Source organism: Xanthomonas vasicola, assembly GCF_000772705.2.
Taxonomy (GTDB): Bacteria; Pseudomonadota; Gammaproteobacteria; order Xanthomonadales; family Xanthomonadaceae; genus Xanthomonas; species Xanthomonas vasicola.
On the sequence record NZ_JSBW02000096.1, the window covers coordinates 100,353 to 116,476 of the forward strand.

At 60.6% G+C, this 16,124-nt stretch carries 26 protein-coding genes; 24 read left to right on the forward strand and 2 right to left on the reverse strand.

Annotated elements, in window-relative coordinates; all coding sequences use genetic code 11:
• Positions 1-2 precede the first annotated feature (2 nt).
• From rpsG to tuf, 3 genes are all read left to right on the forward strand, one after another.
• On the forward strand, positions 3-470 hold the full coding sequence (gene rpsG, locus NX05_RS20695; protein ID WP_005917592.1) for a 30S ribosomal protein S7: 468 nt from the start codon (positions 3-5) through the stop codon (positions 468-470).
• Positions 471-607: 137 nt separating this feature from the next.
• Entirely contained in the window at positions 608-2,725 is a 2,118-nt protein-coding gene (gene fusA / locus NX05_RS20700; protein WP_039435950.1) for an elongation factor G, read from the forward strand.
• Between the two features lie 48 nt (positions 2,726-2,773).
• Positions 2,774-3,964, forward strand: a complete 1,191-nt coding sequence (gene tuf / locus NX05_RS20705; RefSeq protein WP_010376339.1) for an elongation factor Tu — start codon at positions 2,774-2,776, stop codon at positions 3,962-3,964.
• 466 nt (positions 3,965-4,430) lie between these two features.
• Here tuf and NX05_RS20710 read toward each other — a convergent pair whose 3' ends face one another.
• Both NX05_RS20710 and NX05_RS20715 read right to left on the reverse strand, forming a co-directional pair.
• Positions 4,431-5,105, reverse strand: a complete 675-nt coding sequence (locus NX05_RS20710) for a hypothetical protein (protein WP_039435953.1) — start codon at positions 5,103-5,105, stop codon at positions 4,431-4,433.
• Between the two features lie 112 nt (positions 5,106-5,217).
• Positions 5,218-5,400 carry a hypothetical protein gene (locus NX05_RS20715; protein ID WP_039435954.1) on the reverse strand — a complete coding sequence of 61 codons (183 nt, stop codon included), beginning with the start codon at positions 5,398-5,400 and terminating at the stop codon, positions 5,218-5,220.
• 1,185 nt (positions 5,401-6,585) lie between these two features.
• Between NX05_RS20715 and rpsJ the strand changes: the two genes are divergently transcribed.
• From rpsJ to rplO, 21 genes are all read left to right on the forward strand, one after another.
• Entirely contained in the window at positions 6,586-6,921 is a 336-nt protein-coding gene (gene rpsJ / locus NX05_RS20720) for a 30S ribosomal protein S10 (RefSeq protein WP_008571672.1), read from the forward strand.
• Positions 6,922-6,932: 11 nt separating this feature from the next.
• Positions 6,933-7,583 carry a 50S ribosomal protein L3 gene (gene rplC, locus NX05_RS20725; protein ID WP_010371052.1) on the forward strand — a complete coding sequence of 217 codons (651 nt, stop codon included), beginning with the start codon at positions 6,933-6,935 and terminating at the stop codon, positions 7,581-7,583.
• Positions 7,584-7,595: 12 nt separating this feature from the next.
• Positions 7,596-8,201: a 50S ribosomal protein L4 gene (gene rplD, locus NX05_RS20730; RefSeq protein WP_010371054.1), complete on the forward strand. Its 606-nt coding sequence runs from the start codon at positions 7,596-7,598 to the stop codon at positions 8,199-8,201.
• Positions 8,198-8,497: a 50S ribosomal protein L23 gene (gene rplW, locus NX05_RS20735; RefSeq protein WP_002811694.1), complete on the forward strand. Its 300-nt coding sequence runs from the start codon at positions 8,198-8,200 to the stop codon at positions 8,495-8,497. The genes rplD and rplW overlap by 4 nt, the downstream gene beginning before the upstream one ends.
• 10 nt (positions 8,498-8,507) lie before the next feature.
• Positions 8,508-9,335, forward strand: a complete 828-nt coding sequence (rplB, locus tag NX05_RS20740; protein ID WP_010371059.1) for a 50S ribosomal protein L2 — start codon at positions 8,508-8,510, stop codon at positions 9,333-9,335.
• 6 nt (positions 9,336-9,341) lie between these two features.
• Entirely contained in the window at positions 9,342-9,611 is a 270-nt protein-coding gene (gene rpsS, locus NX05_RS20745; protein ID WP_005993369.1) for a 30S ribosomal protein S19, read from the forward strand.
• A 12-nt stretch (positions 9,612-9,623) separates the two neighbouring features.
• Positions 9,624-9,959, forward strand: a complete 336-nt coding sequence (rplV, locus tag NX05_RS20750) for a 50S ribosomal protein L22 (protein WP_002811686.1) — start codon at positions 9,624-9,626, stop codon at positions 9,957-9,959.
• Between the two features lie 17 nt (positions 9,960-9,976).
• Positions 9,977-10,711 carry a 30S ribosomal protein S3 gene (rpsC, locus tag NX05_RS20755; protein ID WP_005993372.1) on the forward strand — a complete coding sequence of 245 codons (735 nt, stop codon included), beginning with the start codon at positions 9,977-9,979 and terminating at the stop codon, positions 10,709-10,711.
• 5 nt (positions 10,712-10,716) lie between these two features.
• Complete coding sequence (gene rplP, locus NX05_RS20760) at positions 10,717-11,130, forward strand: 50S ribosomal protein L16 (RefSeq protein ID WP_003486706.1); 414 nt, start codon at positions 10,717-10,719, stop codon at positions 11,128-11,130.
• Positions 11,130-11,315: a 50S ribosomal protein L29 gene (rpmC, locus tag NX05_RS20765; RefSeq protein WP_003486703.1), complete on the forward strand. Its 186-nt coding sequence runs from the start codon at positions 11,130-11,132 to the stop codon at positions 11,313-11,315. The genes rplP and rpmC overlap by 1 nt, the downstream gene beginning before the upstream one ends.
• Positions 11,316-11,326: 11 nt before the next feature.
• Positions 11,327-11,596, forward strand: a complete 270-nt coding sequence (gene rpsQ, locus NX05_RS20770) for a 30S ribosomal protein S17 (RefSeq protein WP_010371082.1) — start codon at positions 11,327-11,329, stop codon at positions 11,594-11,596.
• Between the two features lie 14 nt (positions 11,597-11,610).
• On the forward strand, positions 11,611-11,979 hold the full coding sequence (gene rplN / locus NX05_RS20775) for a 50S ribosomal protein L14 (protein WP_002811674.1): 369 nt from the start codon (positions 11,611-11,613) through the stop codon (positions 11,977-11,979).
• A 15-nt stretch (positions 11,980-11,994) separates the two neighbouring features.
• On the forward strand, positions 11,995-12,312 hold the full coding sequence (rplX, locus tag NX05_RS20780; RefSeq protein ID WP_006450639.1) for a 50S ribosomal protein L24: 318 nt from the start codon (positions 11,995-11,997) through the stop codon (positions 12,310-12,312).
• Between the two features lie 11 nt (positions 12,313-12,323).
• Positions 12,324-12,866: a 50S ribosomal protein L5 gene (gene rplE, locus NX05_RS20785; RefSeq protein WP_010371090.1), complete on the forward strand. Its 543-nt coding sequence runs from the start codon at positions 12,324-12,326 to the stop codon at positions 12,864-12,866.
• 18 nt (positions 12,867-12,884) lie between these two features.
• Positions 12,885-13,190 (forward strand): 30S ribosomal protein S14, encoded by a 306-nt coding sequence (rpsN, locus tag NX05_RS20790; protein WP_010379341.1) that lies wholly within the window; start codon positions 12,885-12,887, stop codon positions 13,188-13,190.
• Positions 13,191-13,394: 204 nt separating this feature from the next.
• The gene (rpsH, locus tag NX05_RS20795) at positions 13,395-13,793 is read left to right on the forward strand and encodes a 30S ribosomal protein S8 (RefSeq protein ID WP_010371096.1); all 399 of its coding nucleotides are present in this window, start codon (positions 13,395-13,397) and stop codon (positions 13,791-13,793) included.
• Positions 13,794-13,809: 16 nt separating this feature from the next.
• Positions 13,810-14,337 carry a 50S ribosomal protein L6 gene (gene rplF, locus NX05_RS20800; RefSeq protein WP_039435959.1) on the forward strand — a complete coding sequence of 176 codons (528 nt, stop codon included), beginning with the start codon at positions 13,810-13,812 and terminating at the stop codon, positions 14,335-14,337.
• Between the two features lie 89 nt (positions 14,338-14,426).
• The gene (gene rplR, locus NX05_RS20805) at positions 14,427-14,786 is read left to right on the forward strand and encodes a 50S ribosomal protein L18 (protein WP_010371104.1); all 360 of its coding nucleotides are present in this window, start codon (positions 14,427-14,429) and stop codon (positions 14,784-14,786) included.
• A 158-nt stretch (positions 14,787-14,944) separates the two neighbouring features.
• Positions 14,945-15,487: a 30S ribosomal protein S5 gene (gene rpsE, locus NX05_RS20810; RefSeq protein ID WP_003486682.1), complete on the forward strand. Its 543-nt coding sequence runs from the start codon at positions 14,945-14,947 to the stop codon at positions 15,485-15,487.
• Positions 15,480-15,671 (forward strand): 50S ribosomal protein L30, encoded by a 192-nt coding sequence (rpmD, locus tag NX05_RS20815; RefSeq protein ID WP_003486678.1) that lies wholly within the window; start codon positions 15,480-15,482, stop codon positions 15,669-15,671. The genes rpsE and rpmD overlap by 8 nt, the downstream gene beginning before the upstream one ends.
• A 4-nt stretch (positions 15,672-15,675) precedes the next feature.
• Positions 15,676-16,119: a 50S ribosomal protein L15 gene (gene rplO / locus NX05_RS20820; RefSeq protein ID WP_003486676.1), complete on the forward strand. Its 444-nt coding sequence runs from the start codon at positions 15,676-15,678 to the stop codon at positions 16,117-16,119.
• Positions 16,120-16,124: the final 5 nt, after the last annotated feature.

The following is a 16,124-nucleotide window of genomic DNA, read 5'->3' on the forward strand; positions in this document are numbered from 1 at the left end:
AAATGTCCCGTAAAGGTTCTACTCCGCAGCGCACCGTCCTGCCAGATCCAAAGCATGGCAGCGAAACCATTGCCCGCTTCATCAACATGGTGATGCAAAGTGGCAAGAAGTCGGTTGCTGAGAAAATTGTCTATGGCGCAATGGACGTCATTGGCGAAAAGAATCCGAATGCCATCGAGCTGGTGCAGAAAGCACTGGACAACGTGGCCCCGGCTGTCGAAGTTAAATCGCGTCGCGTTGGTGGTGCTACCTATCAGGTGCCCGTCGAAGTGCGCTCCTCCCGTCGCATGGCGCTGGCAATGCGCTGGTTGATCGATTCCGCGCGCAAGCGTGGCGAGAACACCATGCCGCGTAAGCTGGCTGCAGAACTGTTGGACGCCTCGGAAAGCCGCGGCGGCGCGATCAAGAAGCGCGAAGAGACGCACCGTATGGCGGAGGCGAACAAGGCGTTCGCACATTACCGCTGGTGACCTCGTGGGCCTTGGTAACGGGGCCCTTCAGCACCATATGAGTGCTGTTTGCGACGCATCTTGCGTCGCATCCAATCCGAAGGCCGCCGAAAGGCGGCGTTCGGCCATCCGAAATCCAAGAAATTGAGAGGCTCCCCGTGGCCCGCACCACCCCTATCGAGCGTTACCGCAACTTCGGCATCATGGCCCACATCGATGCCGGCAAGACCACCACGTCCGAACGCATCCTGTTCTACACCGGTGTGAGTCACAAGATCGGCGAAGTCCATGACGGCGCTGCAGTGATGGACTGGATGGAGCAGGAGCAGGAGCGTGGTATCACCATCACCTCCGCTGCGACCACCGCGTTCTGGTCGGGTATGGACAAGTCCATGCCGCAGCACCGTTTCAACATCATCGACACCCCCGGGCACGTCGACTTCACCATCGAAGTGGAGCGCTCCTTGCGCGTGCTCGATGGTGCGGTGTTCGTGCTGTGCGCCGTCGGTGGCGTGCAGCCGCAGTCCGAGACCGTGTGGCGTCAGGCCAACAAGTATTCCGTGCCGCGCATGGCCTTCGTCAACAAGATGGACCGTACCGGTGCCAACTTCGACAAGGTCGTTGAGCAGCTGAAGGCCCGTCTGGGTGCGTACGCCGTGCCGATGCAGGTGCCGATCGGCGCCGAAGACGGCTTCGAAGGCGTGGTTGACCTGCTGAAGATGAAGGCGATCCACTGGGATACCGCATCGCAGGGCACCACCTTCGAATACCGTGACATCCCGGCCGATCTGGTCGATGTCGCGACCGAGGCACGTTCGTTTATGGTCGAAGCGGCTGCAGAAGCCAGCGAAGACCTGATGGACAAGTACCTCAACGAAGGCGACCTGAGCGAAGAAGAGATCTTGCAGGGTCTGCGCGAGCGCACCCTGAAGGTCGAGATCGTGCCGGTGTTCTGTGGCTCGGCGTTCAAGAACAAGGGCGTGCAGGCCATGCTCGACGGCGTCGTGCACCTGTTGCCGTCGCCGGCCGACCGTCCGCCGGTCGCAGGTATCGACGAAGACGAGAAGGAAGACACGCGCGCTGCGACCGATACCGCGCCTTTCTCGGCGTTGGCGTTCAAGATCATGACCGACCCGTTCGTGGGCTCGCTGACGTTCTTCCGTGTCTATTCGGGCACGCTGAACTCCGGCGACCAGGTCTACAACCCGGTCAAGTCGAAGAAAGAGCGCGTGGGCCGCATCCTGCAGATGCACTCCAACAATCGCGAAGAGATCAAGGAAGTGCGCGCTGGTGACATCGCCGCTGCCGTGGGTCTGAAGGACGTCACCACCGGTGACACGCTATGTGCGCAGGACAAGATCATCACCCTGGAGCGCATGGTGTTCCCGGAGCCGGTGATCTCGATGGCGGTGGAGCCGAAGACCAAGTCGGACCAGGAAAAGATGGGCATGGCCCTTGGCCGTCTGGCGCAGGAAGATCCCTCGTTCCGCGTCAAGACCGACGAAGAATCCGGCCAGACCATCATCTCGGGCATGGGCGAGTTGCACCTGGACATCATCGTCGACCGCATGCGTCGCGAGTTCAATGTCGAGGCCAACGTCGGCAAGCCGCAGGTGGCCTACCGCGAAACGATCCGCAAGTCCGACGTCAAGTCTGACTACAAGCACGCCAAGCAGTCCGGTGGTAAGGGTCAGTACGGTCACGTCGTGATCGAGCTGTCGCCGATGACCGAGGAAGAGCGCAAGAGCGACAACGTCAAAGACGATTTCTTGTTCGTCAACGACATCACCGGCGGCATCATTCCGAAGGAATTCATCCCCTCGGTCGAAAAGGGTCTGCGCGAAACGATTACCAGTGGTCCGATCGCCGGCTTCCCGGTGGTGGGCGTGAAGGTCAAGCTGGTGTTCGGCTCGTACCATGACGTCGACTCCTCGGAAATGGCGTTCAAGCTGGCCGCGTCGATGGCGTTCAAGCAGGGCTTCGCGAAAGCCAGCCCGGTGTTGCTGGAGCCGATTATGAAGGTCGAGATCGTCAGCCCGGAGGATTACCTGGGTGACGTGATGGGCGACGTGAGCCGCCGTCGTGGCGTGTTGCAGGGTCAGGATGACAGCCCGTCGGGCAAGATCATCAATGCGATGATTCCGCTGGGTGAAATGTTCGGTTACGCGACTTCGCTGCGCTCCATGAGCCAGGGCCGTGCGACGTTCTCGATGGAATTCGACCATTACGAAGAGGCACCGGCCAACATCGCCGACGCCGTCACCAAGAAGGGCTGAGTTCGCTCAGCTCCTTCTCACAAATTTTTTAATTAGAGGTAGTTAGTCATGGCAAAAGCTAAATTCGAGCGCACCAAGCCGCACGTGAACGTCGGCACCATCGGTCACGTTGACCATGGCAAGACCACGTTGACCGCTGCGCTGACCAAGATCGGTGCCGAGCGTTTCGGTGGTGAGTTCAAGGCGTACGACGCGATCGACGCGGCGCCGGAAGAGAAGGCGCGCGGCATCACGATTTCGACCGCCCACGTCGAGTACGAATCCCCGAACCGTCACTACGCACACGTTGACTGCCCCGGCCATGCCGACTACGTCAAGAACATGATCACCGGTGCAGCGCAGATGGACGGCGCGATCCTGGTGTGTTCGGCCGCTGACGGCCCGATGCCGCAGACCCGTGAGCACATCTTGCTCTCGCGTCAGGTCGGTGTGCCGCACATCGTCGTGTTCCTGAACAAGGCCGACATGGTCGACGACGCCGAGCTGCTCGAGCTGGTCGAAATGGAAGTGCGCGAGCTGCTGAGCAAGTACGACTTCCCGGGCGATGACACCCCGATCATCCACGGTTCGGCGCGTCTGGCGCTGGACGGCGATCAGAGCGACATCGGTGTGCCGGCGATCCTGAAGCTGGTCGATGCGCTGGACACCTTCATCCCCGATCCGACCCGCGACGTCGATCGTCCGTTCCTGATGCCGGTGGAAGACGTGTTCTCGATCTCGGGCCGCGGCACCGTGGTGACCGGTCGTATCGAGCGCGGCATCATCAAGGTTGGCGACGAAATCGAAATCGTCGGTATCCGCGATACGCAGAAGACCACCGTGACCGGCGTGGAAATGTTCCGCAAGCTGCTGGACCAGGGTCAGGCAGGCGACAACGCCGGTCTGCTGCTGCGCGGCACCAAGCGTGACGACGTGGAGCGCGGCCAGGTGCTGTGCAAGCCGGGTTCGATCAAGCCGCATACCGAGTTCGAAGCCGAAGTCTACGTGCTGTCGAAGGACGAGGGTGGCCGTCATACCCCGTTCTTCAAGGGCTACCGTCCGCAGTTCTACTTCCGCACCACCGACATCACTGGCGCTTGCCAGCTGCCGGAAGGCGTGGAAATGGTGATGCCGGGCGACAACGTGAAGATGGTTGTGACGTTGATCAATCCGGTCGCGATGGACGAAGGTCTGCGTTTCGCTATCCGTGAAGGTGGCCGCACCGTCGGCGCCGGCGTGGTTGCCAAGATCATCAAGTAAGAAATGCCTGCAGCACGGCAGCTTCGGCTGCTGTGCCACAGGAAAGAGAAGGTCGGCGAAAGCCGGCCTTTTTCTTTGCCCGCGTGTTGGCCTAGAACTGGGACAGGCGCGGAATGCGTCGCAGAGGCACTTTGGCATGAAACGTAATGGCCCGGCGCATCACGTGCGCGGGAGCGCCCAGAGCCAGGCAATGCCCACGCAATGGGAGGCCTCGTCTGCCTGACGTCTAACCGCATTCGTGCAACGCCCTGTTCGTGCAGCTCGTTGCGTGTTTTTGTAGCCACTACCGACTCGCGAATGGATGCAAGCCGCTGCAAAGATAAAGACAAAAAGACGGTACCTGTCCCACCAGGAGTCTCTGCATCAGAGAGCATGGGGCGCTGCATGCGCAGGTCGCATCGGCGACGCGATCGCGGGAAGTCGACACAACGATGCCGCGCAGCATGCGCGCAGACGCTGGCGGTCATTAGCGAATGCCGCTGATCAGGCCGCTCTTCGCGTCCTTTAGCAGATCCAGGCCAGGCAAGCCGAAGTTGTCCAACTCCCGTTTGGTGGTTGCGATGTTCAGCCCGACGATGGCCGAGGTATCCGGGTCCACATCCACACCCAGTGGCATGGCGGCGAACTGGACATAGTCGCGGCTGGCGTTCCATTGTGGGCTGCCACCGATCGCTGTAAGGATGCGGTCGATATGGGTGCCGGCCGGCTGCCCGAGCAGGTCGAAGGGTAGGGGCGCCTTCGGATCGGCGAAGGCAATCAGGTTGCTGACACGAGCATTGCGGAATCCCACGGCCAACGCGCTATGGATGAGCTTGCCGGCTGGATGCGGATGCTGGGCCAGCTGCGCTTTGAAATTGCGTGGGTACAGGTACAGCAAGCTAAGCCTGCCTTGATCTGCTGCATCGGTGCGGGTGACATCCGGTTGGCCCAGCGCGGCCCGGACTTGTTGCATGCGCATTCCAAGTGCGACTGGACCGATGCGTTTGCATGCAACGGGCAGGGTTGCCGCGCTGGCGGAGGTCGCAAACGCTTGGTGCAACGCGTCCGTGCAGGCAATGCCGTCCTTGCTGGCGGCGTGGGACTGCGGAACGACCAGGCCAAAAAGCAGCAGGCCGAGCAGCGAGAGCGAGTACTGGGACATGGGGAATCTCCGGTGCGGGATCGTGCAAGAACGAGGCAGGGAGAGCTCCCTGCCTCGCAACAGCATTGAATATGGCTTCGGGGAAAAGCCGTCCTCGCGTCGGCTGGGCTGGTCATAACGCCTTGTCTGCCTCCGCCTGGGTGCGCTTGAAGGCGAGTCCCGGACATGCGCCGAAAGTTCTCGACAGCACGGTGTCGTTCTTCAAGACATAAGCGAGCGCCTGCTCCGCCTGGTTGGATGGCGCGGGCTGCTTGGCCTGTGGTGACCGTTGCGTGGCGATGGCGAGAAATAGCATCACGAACACGCGTGGCCGGCACAGGAACTTCGTGGGAGATCTCCGTTAGGAAATTTGTGTGTTGGTATTCGTGTGCATCATGGTGACGATCAGACCCGCCAGCACGCAGCTAAGAAGCTTGCTTGTTATGAGCATGCTGGAAGTGTCCCAATACTTTGCCGCACCGACTGACGCGTAGAGTGCCCAATCACTTGACGAGAGAAGCGTGGATATGGTTCGCATGCCGGGATGCTCCGGGATGGCGAGAAATCGCCTTCCGGTGTGGAGCGGACGAAGTTGCTCATCAATCTTTTCGCAGGCCGGCCTGCGGCACTAGCGGCCCGGTGAGGTGAACGCGCTGGGTGTGGTGACCGGCACAGAGCCATGCCACGATCACTGCAGCAACTCCAGATCGCCGCGATAGTCCAGAGCTGGACTGGCCCAGACATGCCCCACTAGGGAATCGAGCACCTCGCCGCGGAAAAGCGAATTTCCATTTCGCACTGCCCCGACCTCATCGTTCCGTTATGAGCGCCGCGCCGATCCGGCCCGGTGGTGGCCACCGTGCATCAACACGGCGGAGGTCGTCCCGGCGGACGCTGGCAGGCTTCGCTTTCGCGGTTTTTCGCCGTTGCGGCGATATCCACGGCGGCGTCAGCTAGCCTTGCTGGATGTTCGAGGCATTTCTACGCCGTGGCACTGGACGCGCCGGCGCTATCATGGCACTGCAGTCTGGCCGAGCGATTTCACGCTCAGATCCCGCCCGGAAGCTCATCCAATCGGCTGCACAGTGCAGGTTGCTAGCCGGAGCGCGCTGCCCACCTGTCGGATCCGCTGCTGGGCTGAGTGGAAGCGAGGAAGAATGCTTGCGCACGCCGCAGTAGAGCGCTAAAATGGGCGGCTCGGTGTCCCTGGGTAGGGTGCTGAGTTCCAGCGAAAAGAACGGCAGGAAGCCGCTCGTGTTCGCCAGACCGGGAAGGTCGCGTTGCAGGGAGCGCCCAACAACTCACGTGTTGTTGACGGTGTTCTTGTTGCGCATTATACTTTTCTGTCTGGGCAGGCCGGTTTACCGGGCTGCCTGAGTTTTTGGGCGGAGGAAATGCCCTCGCTTGCAGGACGCACTGCGATTTCATCAACGTCAGGAATATCGGGGCAGGTATCCCAGAGGCCTTGCCCGTCGCTCTTTTAACGAAGGAACCCACCGTCATGGCGGAGCAAAAGACCGGTCAGAAGGCGGATCAGAAGATCCGTATCCGGCTGAAGGCGTTCGATCATCGTTTGATCGACCGTTCGGCCAGCGAGATCGTCGAAACGGCTAAGCGGACCGGCGCGCAAGTGCGTGGCCCGATCCCGTTGCCGACCAAGATCGAACGTTACACCATCCTCGTATCCCCGCATGCCGACAAGGATGCGCGTGACCAATACGAAACCCGCACGCACAAGCGTGTGCTCGATATCATCGACCCGAACGACAAGACCGTGGACGCGCTGATGAAGCTCGAACTCGCGGCTGGCGTTGACGTCCAGATCAAGCTGACCTGAGGACTACGACCATGACGAAGAAATATTCGTTGGGCTTTGTGGGCCGCAAGGCTGGTATGAGCCGCTTCTTCACTGAAGACGGCCGCTCGGTACCGGTCACGCTGATCGAAGCAACTCCGAACCGCATCGCGCAGATCAAGACCGTCGAAGTCGACGGCTACAGCGCTGTGCAGATTACCGTTGGCGCCCGTCGTGCCGCGCTGGTCAACAAGCCGGCTGCAGGCCACTTCGCGAAGGCGAAGGTGGAAGCGGGTCGCGGCCTGTGGGAATTCCGTGTTGAGGATGCCCAGCTCGGCGATTTCGCCGTCGGCGGCGAAATCAAGGCGGACATCTTCGAGGTCGGCCAGAAGGTCGACGTCCAGGGCGTCACCAAAGGTAAGGGTTTCCAGGGCACCATCAAGCGCTACAACTTCCGTATGGGCGATGCAACTCACGGTAACTCGCTGTCGCATCGCGCGCCGGGTTCGTTGGGTCAGCGCCAGACCCCGGGTCGCGTTTTCCCGGGTAAGAAGATGTCGGGCCACATGGGCGCCGTGCAGCAAAGCACGCAGAACCTGGAAGTGGTCAAGGTCGACGTCGAGCGTGGTCTGATTGCTATCCGCGGCGCCGTGCCTGGCGCAGCTGGTGGCGACGTGATCGTCCGTCCGGCGAGCAAGGCATAAGGAGAGATGACGATGGAACTCGTTATCACGGGTAGCAACAACAAGGTCTCGGTCTCCGATGCCGTGTTCGGTCGCGAATTCAGCGAAGATCTGGTTCACCAGGTCGTCGTCGCTTATCGCAACGCCGGTCGCGCCGGTACCAAGGCACAGAAGACGCGTTCGGAAGTTGCGGGCACGACCAAGAAGTCGAAGAAGCAGAAGGGCGGCGGTGCGCGTCATGGCGCGCTCACGGCTCCGATCTTCGTCGGCGGCGGCGTGACCTTCGCGGCCAAGCCGCGCAGCTTCGAGCAGAAGGTCAACCGCAAGATGTACCGTGCGGCCATCTGCGCGATCTTCTCCGAGCTGAACCGTCAGGGGCGTCTGATGATCGTGGACGCGTTCGACCTCGAAGCGACCAAGACCAAGGGCCTGATCGAAAAGCTCAAAGGACTGGACGTGGGCAAGCGCCCGCTGATCGTCACCGAAGAAGCTTCCGAGCACCTGTATCTGTCCGCTCGCAATCTGCCGTATGTGCAGGTGCGTGACGTGCAGGGTCTGGATCCGGTCGCTCTGGTCGGGGCCGATACGGTCGTGATCACCGCCGATGCGGTCAAGAAGGTCGAGGAGTGGCTGGCATGAGCAGCAACGAAAAAATCTTCAGCGTGCTGCGTGCTCCGCGAGTCTCCGAAAAGACCGCGCGCCTGCAGGAAATCTCCAACCAGTATGTCTTCGAAGTTTCGAACGAAGCCACTAAAGCCGATGTAAAGGCCGCGGTTGAGCAGCTGTTCGACGTCAAGGTCAAGGCAGTCAACGTGGTCAACGTGAAGGGCAAGAGCAAGTCCTTCCGTAACCGTGCTGGCAGCCGTGGCAATTGGCGCAAGGCGTACGTCCGCCTGGTTGATGGTCAGTCCATCGACGTAACGGCCAAGGCCTGAGGTCCATCCCATGCCATTGATGAAGTTCAAACCCACCTCTCCCGGCCGTCGTTCCGCCGTGCGCGTGGTTACTCCCGATCTGCACAAGGGCGCACCGCACGCGGCGCTGCTCGATTCGCAGAGCAAGTCCGGTGGTCGTAACCACCACGGCCGCATCACCGTGCGTCACGTCGGTGGTGGCCATAAGCAGCATTACCGCATCATCGACTTCAAGCGCAGCAAGGAAGGCATTCCGGCGCGTGTGGAGCGGATCGAATACGATCCGAACCGTACCGCTCATATCGCCCTGTTGTGCTATGTCGACGGCGAACGCCGCTACATCATCGCCCCCAAGGGCCTGAAGGCGGGCGACCAGGTCATTGCCGGTGCCAACGCACCGATCAAGACCGGTAACACGCTGCCGCTGCGTAACATCCCAGTCGGTACGACGGTTCACGGTATCGAGCTGAAGCCGGGTAAGGGCGCTCAGATCGCACGTGCTGCCGGTGCAGCCGTCCAGTTGGTCGCTCGCGAAGGCATCTATGCCACGCTGCGTCTGCGCTCGGGCGAAATGCGCAAGGTGCCGGTCGAGTGCCGCGCCACCATCGGCGAAGTCGGCAACGATGAGCACAACCTCGAGAAGTTGGGCAAGGCCGGCGCCAAGCGTTGGCGCGGTGTTCGGCCGACCGTTCGCGGTGCGGCCATGAACCCGGTCGATCACCCGCACGGTGGTGGTGAAGCGAAGGCTGGTCAGGGTAATCCGCATCCGGTCACCCCGTGGGGTGTTCCGACCAAGGGTTACAAGACGCGCAAGAACAAGCGCACCCAGCAGTTCATCGTCCGCGATCGTAGGGGCTAATCGACCATGGCACGTTCACTTAAGAAGGGCCCGTTCGTCGATCACCACCTTGCAAAGAAGGTGGAGTCCGCTGCGGGTAGCAAGAAGCCGATCAAGACCTGGTCGCGCCGTTCGATGATCCTGCCCGAAATGGTAGGCATCACCATCGCCGTGCATAACGGCAAGAACCACATTCCGGTGCTCGTCAACGAGAATATGGTCGGCCACAAGCTCGGCGAATTTGCCGTCACCCGGACCTTCAAGGGTCACGGTGGCGACAAGAAGTCGAGCAGGTAAGGAGAGATGACGATGGAAGCGAAAGCAATCCTGCGCACCGCGCGCATCTCCCCGCAGAAGGCCCGACTGGTCGCTGACCAGGTGCGTGGTTTGTCCGCCGAGCGTGCGGTCAATCTGCTGAAGTTCTCGGATAAAAAGGCTGCACACCTGATCAAAAAGGTTGTGGAGTCGGCAATTGCCAATGCCGAGAACAATCAGGGCGCGGATGTCGACGAGCTGAAGGTCAAGACCATCATGGTTGATGAAGGTCCGTCCCTGAAGCGTTTCATGGCGCGGGCGAAAGGCCGCGGTACCCGCATCCTCAAGCGCACCAGTCACATCACTGTGATTGTCGGCGCCGCCAAGTAAGCGGAAAGGAAAAGACCATGGGTCATAAAGTTCATCCGACTGGAATCCGTCTTGGTATCTCCAAAGACTGGAACTCCAAGTGGTACGCAAACAAGGGCGATTTCGCTGCCTATCTGGCAGCCGACCTGAAAGTGCGTGAAATGCTGCGCAAGAAACTCGCGCAGGCAGGTGTCAGCAAGATTTTGATCGAGCGCCCTGCCAAAACCGCCCGCGTGACCATTCACACGGCCCGTCCGGGTGTGGTGATCGGCAAGCGTGGCGAGGACATCGAAAAGCTGCGTAAGGAAGTGAGCGAACTGATGGGCGTTCCGGCCCACATCAACGTCACCGAAGTGCGCAAGCCTGAGCTGGATGCGCAGCTGGTCGCCGAGTCGATCGCGCAGCAGCTTGAGCGTCGCATCATGTTCCGCCGTGCAATGAAGCGCTCGGTCGGCAACGCGATGCGCCTGGGTGCCCTGGGCATCAAGGTCAATGTGGCTGGCCGCCTCAACGGTGCAGAAATCGCCCGTTCGGAGTGGTACCGCGAAGGCCGCGTGCCGCTGCACACGCTACGTGCCGACATTGATTACGGTTTTGCCGAAGCGTCCACGACGTACGGCATCATCGGTATCAAGGTCTGGATCTATAAGGGCGAAGTCTTCGACTTCTCTCAGGTTGGCCAGGAGAAGCAGGACGACAGCCCGCGCAACGATCGTAACGATCGCGGCGACCGTGGTGACCGCCCGTCGCGCCCGGCTCGTGAAGCGAGGTAACGGCAATGTTGCAACCCAAGCGAACCAAATATCGCAAGATGCACAAGGGCCGCAATGACGGCCTGGCATGGAGCGGAAACGCCGTCAGCTTCGGCGAATACGGCCTCAAGGCCACGGCGCACGGTCAGCTGACCGCACGCCAGATTGAAGCAGCACGCCGCACGATCAGCCGCCACGTCAAAAAGGGCGGCAAGATGTGGATCCGTGTGTTCCCCGACAAGCCGATCACCAAGAAGCCTATCGAAGTCCGCATGGGCTCCGGTAAGGGCAACGTGGAGTACTGGGTGGCGCAGATTCAGCCGGGCCGCATGATCTATGAAATCGAGGGGATCCCCGAAGAGACCGCACGTGAGGCGTTCCGCCTTGCCGCTGCCAAGCTCTCGGTGACCACCACTTTCGTGACCCGGACGGTGCGCTGATGGATATCAAACAACTCCGCGAGAAGTCGGCTGACGAATTGAAGGCCCACCTGACCGATCTGCGTAAGGAGCAGTTCTCGCTCCGTATGCAGCAGGTCACCGGCCAGCTGCCGAAGACCCACGAAACCCGCCGGGTGCGCCGCGAGATTGCTCGCGTCAAGCACCTGCTCGGCAGCACCAAGTAAGGACGGCCGCGATGAGCGACAATAACGAAAAGCAAGCGCTGCGCACGGTCGAAGGCCGTGTCGTCAGCAACAAGATGGACAAAACGGTCACCGTGTTGGTGGAGCGCCAGGTCAAGCATGCTCTGTACGGCAAGTACATCAAGCGCTCGACCAAGCTGCACGCACACGACGCCGATAATGCCTGCAACGAAGGCGACGTCGTGCGTGTGACCGAGATTGCTCCGATGTCCAAGACCAAGAACTGGCGGGTGGTCGAAATCGTCACCCGTTCGGCCGAATAAGGGAGATCTGAATCATGATCCAGATGCAGAGCTACCTCGATGTCGCCGATAATTCGGGTGCCAAGGAAGTGATGTGCATCAAGGTGCTGGGCGGCTCGAAGCGCCGTTACGCACGCATTGGTGACATCATCAAGGTGACCGTCAAGGACGCCATTCCGCGTGGCAAGGTCAAGAAAGGCGAAGTCTACGACGCCGTCGTGGTGCGTACCCGCAAGGGTGTGCGCCGTCCCGACGGTTCGCTGATCCGCTTCGATGGCAACGCCGCTGTGCTGTTGAACAATAAGCAGGAGCCGATCGGGACCCGCATCTTCGGGCCGGTGACGCGCGAGCTGCGTTCCGAGAAATTCATGAAGATCGTCTCGCTCGCTCCCGAAGTGCTGTGAGCGGAGGACATACACATGGCTAACCGTATCAAGAAGGGCGACCAGGTCGTCATCAATACCGGCAAGGACAAGGGTAAGCAGGGTGAAGTTGTGCGTGTTGACGGCGATCGCGTGATCGTCTCCAACGCCAACATCATCAAGCGCCACACCAAGCCGAATCCGCAGGCAGGCGTTGCCGGCGGCGTGGTCGAGCGTGAAGCGTCGATCCATATCTCCAACGTCAATATCGTCAACCCGGCAACGGGCAAGGGCGAGCGCGTTGGCTTCAAGGTGCTGGAGGATGGACGCAAATTGCGTGTGTTCCGCTCCAGCGGTGAGGCGCTCGACGCCTGAGGAATGAGATCATGAACACTCGTCTCGAAAAGTTTTACAAGGAAAACGTGGTGCCGGCCCTGATGAAGGAATTCGGCTACACCAATCCGATGGAAGTGCCGAAGCTGGTCAAGGTCACGCTCAACATGGGCGTGGGCGAAGCCGCTACCAACAAGAAGATTCTGGAAAATGCGGTCGCCGACATGTCCAAGATCTCCGGTCAAAAGCCGGTGGTCACCAAGTCGCGCGTTTCGGTCGCATCCTTCAAGATTCGCGACGGTTGGCCGATCGGCTGCAAGACCACCTTGCGTCGCGCCAAGATGTACGAATTCCTGGATCGCCTGATCAACATCTCGTTGCCGCGCGTGCGCGACTTCCGTGGTGTGTCCGGTCGCTCCTTCGACGGTCGTGGCAATTTCAATATGGGTGTGAAGGAACAGATCATCTTCCCGGAAATCGACTTCGACGCCGTCGACGCGATTCGCGGTATGGATATCGCCATCACCACCACCGCCAAGACGGATGCGGAAGCGAAGGCGCTGCTGGCAGCGTTCAAGTTCCCGTTCCGTAACTGACCGTCGAGGAAATCCGAAATGGCAAAGACCTCCATGATTCACCGCGACATCAAGCGTTCAAAGCTGGCGAAGAAATTTGCCGGCAAGCGTGATGCGCTGAAGAAGATCCTCTCCAGTCAGGATGCGTCCTACGAAGAGAAGATCGATGCTTCGACCAAGTTGCAGAAGCTGCCGCGCGATTCGTCGCCGAGCCGCCACCGCAACCGTTGCGAGCTATCCGGTCGTCCGCGCGGTGTCTACCGCAAGTTCGGTCTGGGCCGCAACATGCTACGCAAGGCCACGATGAACGGCGACGTTCCGGGCCTGCGTAAGGCAAGCTGGTAACAGCATCCCGGCCGTCCGCGGCCGGATTGAGCAGGATTGTTCTGTTCAACAAGGGAGTCCGACGCAAGTCGGGCTCTTTTGTCGTATACTTCCGCTTCTGTCTTGCCCGTATGGGCCTGGCATGGCGTCAAGGGTCCTGGCCCGTCCCCAGGAAAACACAAGATTTTCGCGAAAGCGGATATCGGTGCACTCAAAGGTACTCACATGAGCATGACTGATCCCATCGCCGACCTGCTGGTTCGCATCAAGAATGCGGCCGCGGTTGGTAAGCAGACGGTGAAATTGCCGTCGTCCAAGATTAAGGTTGCGATCGCCCAAGTTCTGAAGGACGAGGGTTACATCACCGACCTGCGCGTTACGGCCACCGAAAACAACAAGTCGGAGCTGGAAATCGTGCTGAAGTATTTCGAAGGCCGTCCGGTCATTGAGACCCTGAAGCGTTTCTCGCGCTCGGGTCTGCGTCAGTACCGCGGCAAGACCGAGCTGCCCAAGGTCCTCGGTGGCCTGGGTATTGCCATCATCTCCACGTCGAAGGGCATCATGACCGATGCGCAGGCTCGCGAAGCCGGCGTTGGTGGTGAAGTTCTGTGCTTCGTGGCCTAAGGGAAAGGAATCGAACATGTCCCGTGTAGCCAAGAAGCCTGTCTCCCTTCCGAAGGGCGTTGAACTCAACGTCCAGCCTGAACTGGTCAGCGTCAAGGGCCCGAAGGGCACGTTGACCCTGCCGAAGCCGACTGGCGTCGAAATCGCCATTGATGGCGACGTTGCCACCTTGTCGGCCAATAACCCGTCGCAGATCGCCATCACCGGTACCGTGCGCGCCATCCTGGCCAATATGGTCAGGGGTGTCTCAGAAGGCTTCGAGCGCAAGCTCGAGCTGGTCGGCGTCGGTTACCGCGCTGCCATGCAGGGCAAGGATCTGAGCCTGGCGCTCGGTTTCTCGCACCCGCTGGTGTTCGTGGCGCCGGAAGGCATCACGCTGTCGACCCCTACCCAGACCGAAATTCTGGTCCAGGGCGCCGACAAGCAGCGCGTCGGCGAAGTTGCCGCCAAGATTCGCGGTTTCCGTCCGCCGGAGCCCTACAAGGGCAAGGGTGTGAAGTACGCCGGTGAAGTCATCATTCGCAAGGAAGCCAAGAAGGCCTAAGGCAGGTCCCTCTGCGAAGAGCTCGGCGATCCATGGCCGGACTTTCAATGCAAAGCCTGTTTTCCTTCAGCTTCCGTAGGACACATATCATGAGCATCAACAAGAACATCGCCCGTCTGCGTCGCGCCAAGTCCACCCGCTCGCACATCCGTGAGCTGGGCGTCGCCCGTCTGTCGGTGCTGCGCACCGGTCAGCATCTGTACGCGCAGGTCTTCACTGCCGACGGCTCCAAGGTGATCGCTGCGGCGAACACCCTGCAGGCCGACGTCAAGGACGGCCTAAAGAACGGCAAGAACAGCGATGCGGCCGTCAAGGTCGGCAAGCTGATCGCCGAGCGCGCCAAGGCTGCGGGCATCGAGAAGGTCGCATTCGACCGCTCGGGCTACCGCTACCACGGCCGCATCAAGGCGCTCGCCGATGCAGCGCGCGAAGGCGGCCTGCAGTTCTAAGCACTGCTGCAGATGTGGTCATCGACCACATCTGCAATACCGCCGGCAGGGAGATGCCGGACCGTCCCGTTCTTTTGCAACGGAGCCGGGAACACAGCGTGACTCCACAACCATAAGCGGCTTCGAGCCGTACATACTCAATCAATCAAGGAATCAAGATGGCAGAAGAACGTGCACCGCGGGGTCGTGATCGCGACCGTAACCGCGAAGAGAAAGTCGACGATGGCATGATCGAAAAGCTGGTCGCGGTCAATCGCGTCAGCAAGACGGTCAAGGGCGGTCGCCAGTTCACCTTCACCGCGCTGACCGTGGTCGGCGATGGTCTGGGCAAGGTTGGTTTCGGTTATGGCAAGGCGCGCGAAGTGCCGGTCGCCATCCAGAAGTCGATGGAACAGGCGCGCAAGAACCTGGCCACTGTCGATCTGAACAACGGCACCTTGTGGCATGCCGTCAAGTCAGGGCATGGTGCAGCACGCGTTTACATGCAGCCGGCTTCGGAAGGTACGGGCGTCATCGCTGGCGGCGCCATGCGCGCTGTGCTGGAAGCGGTTGGCGTCAAGAACGTGCTGGCCAAGGCAGTTGGTTCGCGTAACCCGATCAACCTGGTCCGTGCAACCCTGAAGGGTCTGTCGGAAGTGCAGTCGCCGGCGCGTGTTGCGGCCAAGCGCGGCAAGAAGGTGGAGGAGCTCAACCATGGCTAAGGACACCAACAAGACCGTGAAGGTGCGCCTGGTGCGCGGTCTGCGTGGAACCCAGTCGCGTCACCGCCTGTCGGTGCGTGCGTTGGGCCTGAATAAGCTCAACGATGTGCGTGAACTGAAAGACAGCCCGCAGGTGCGTGGTCTGATCAATACGGTTCACTACCTCGTCAAGGTTGAGGAGTAATCCCATGACTCTGCGTCTTAATGACCTCAAGCCGGCCGACGGCGCCCGCACCGAGCGCACCCGCGTCGGTCGTGGTATCGGTTCGGGCCTCGGCAAGACCGCTGGTCGCGGTCACAAGGGTTCGTTCGCTCGTAAGGGTGGCGGCAAGATCAAGGCCGGCTTTGAAGGCGGCCAGACCCCGATGCAGCGCCGTCTGCCGAAGATCGGTTTCCGCTCCAAGATGGCGCGCGATACCGCAGAAGTGTTGTCCTACCAGCTGGATAAGCTGGATGCCGGTGATGTCGACTTTGCAGCGCTGCGTGCGGCCAATCTGGTCCCGAGCCGCGCCAAGAAGGCGAAGATCGTGCTGAAGGGCGAGCTGAGCAAGAAGTTCGTGCTGAAGGGCGTTGCGGCAACCGCAGGCGCCAAGGCAGCAATCGAAGCTGCCGGCGGCAGCGTAGAGGAGTAATCGGC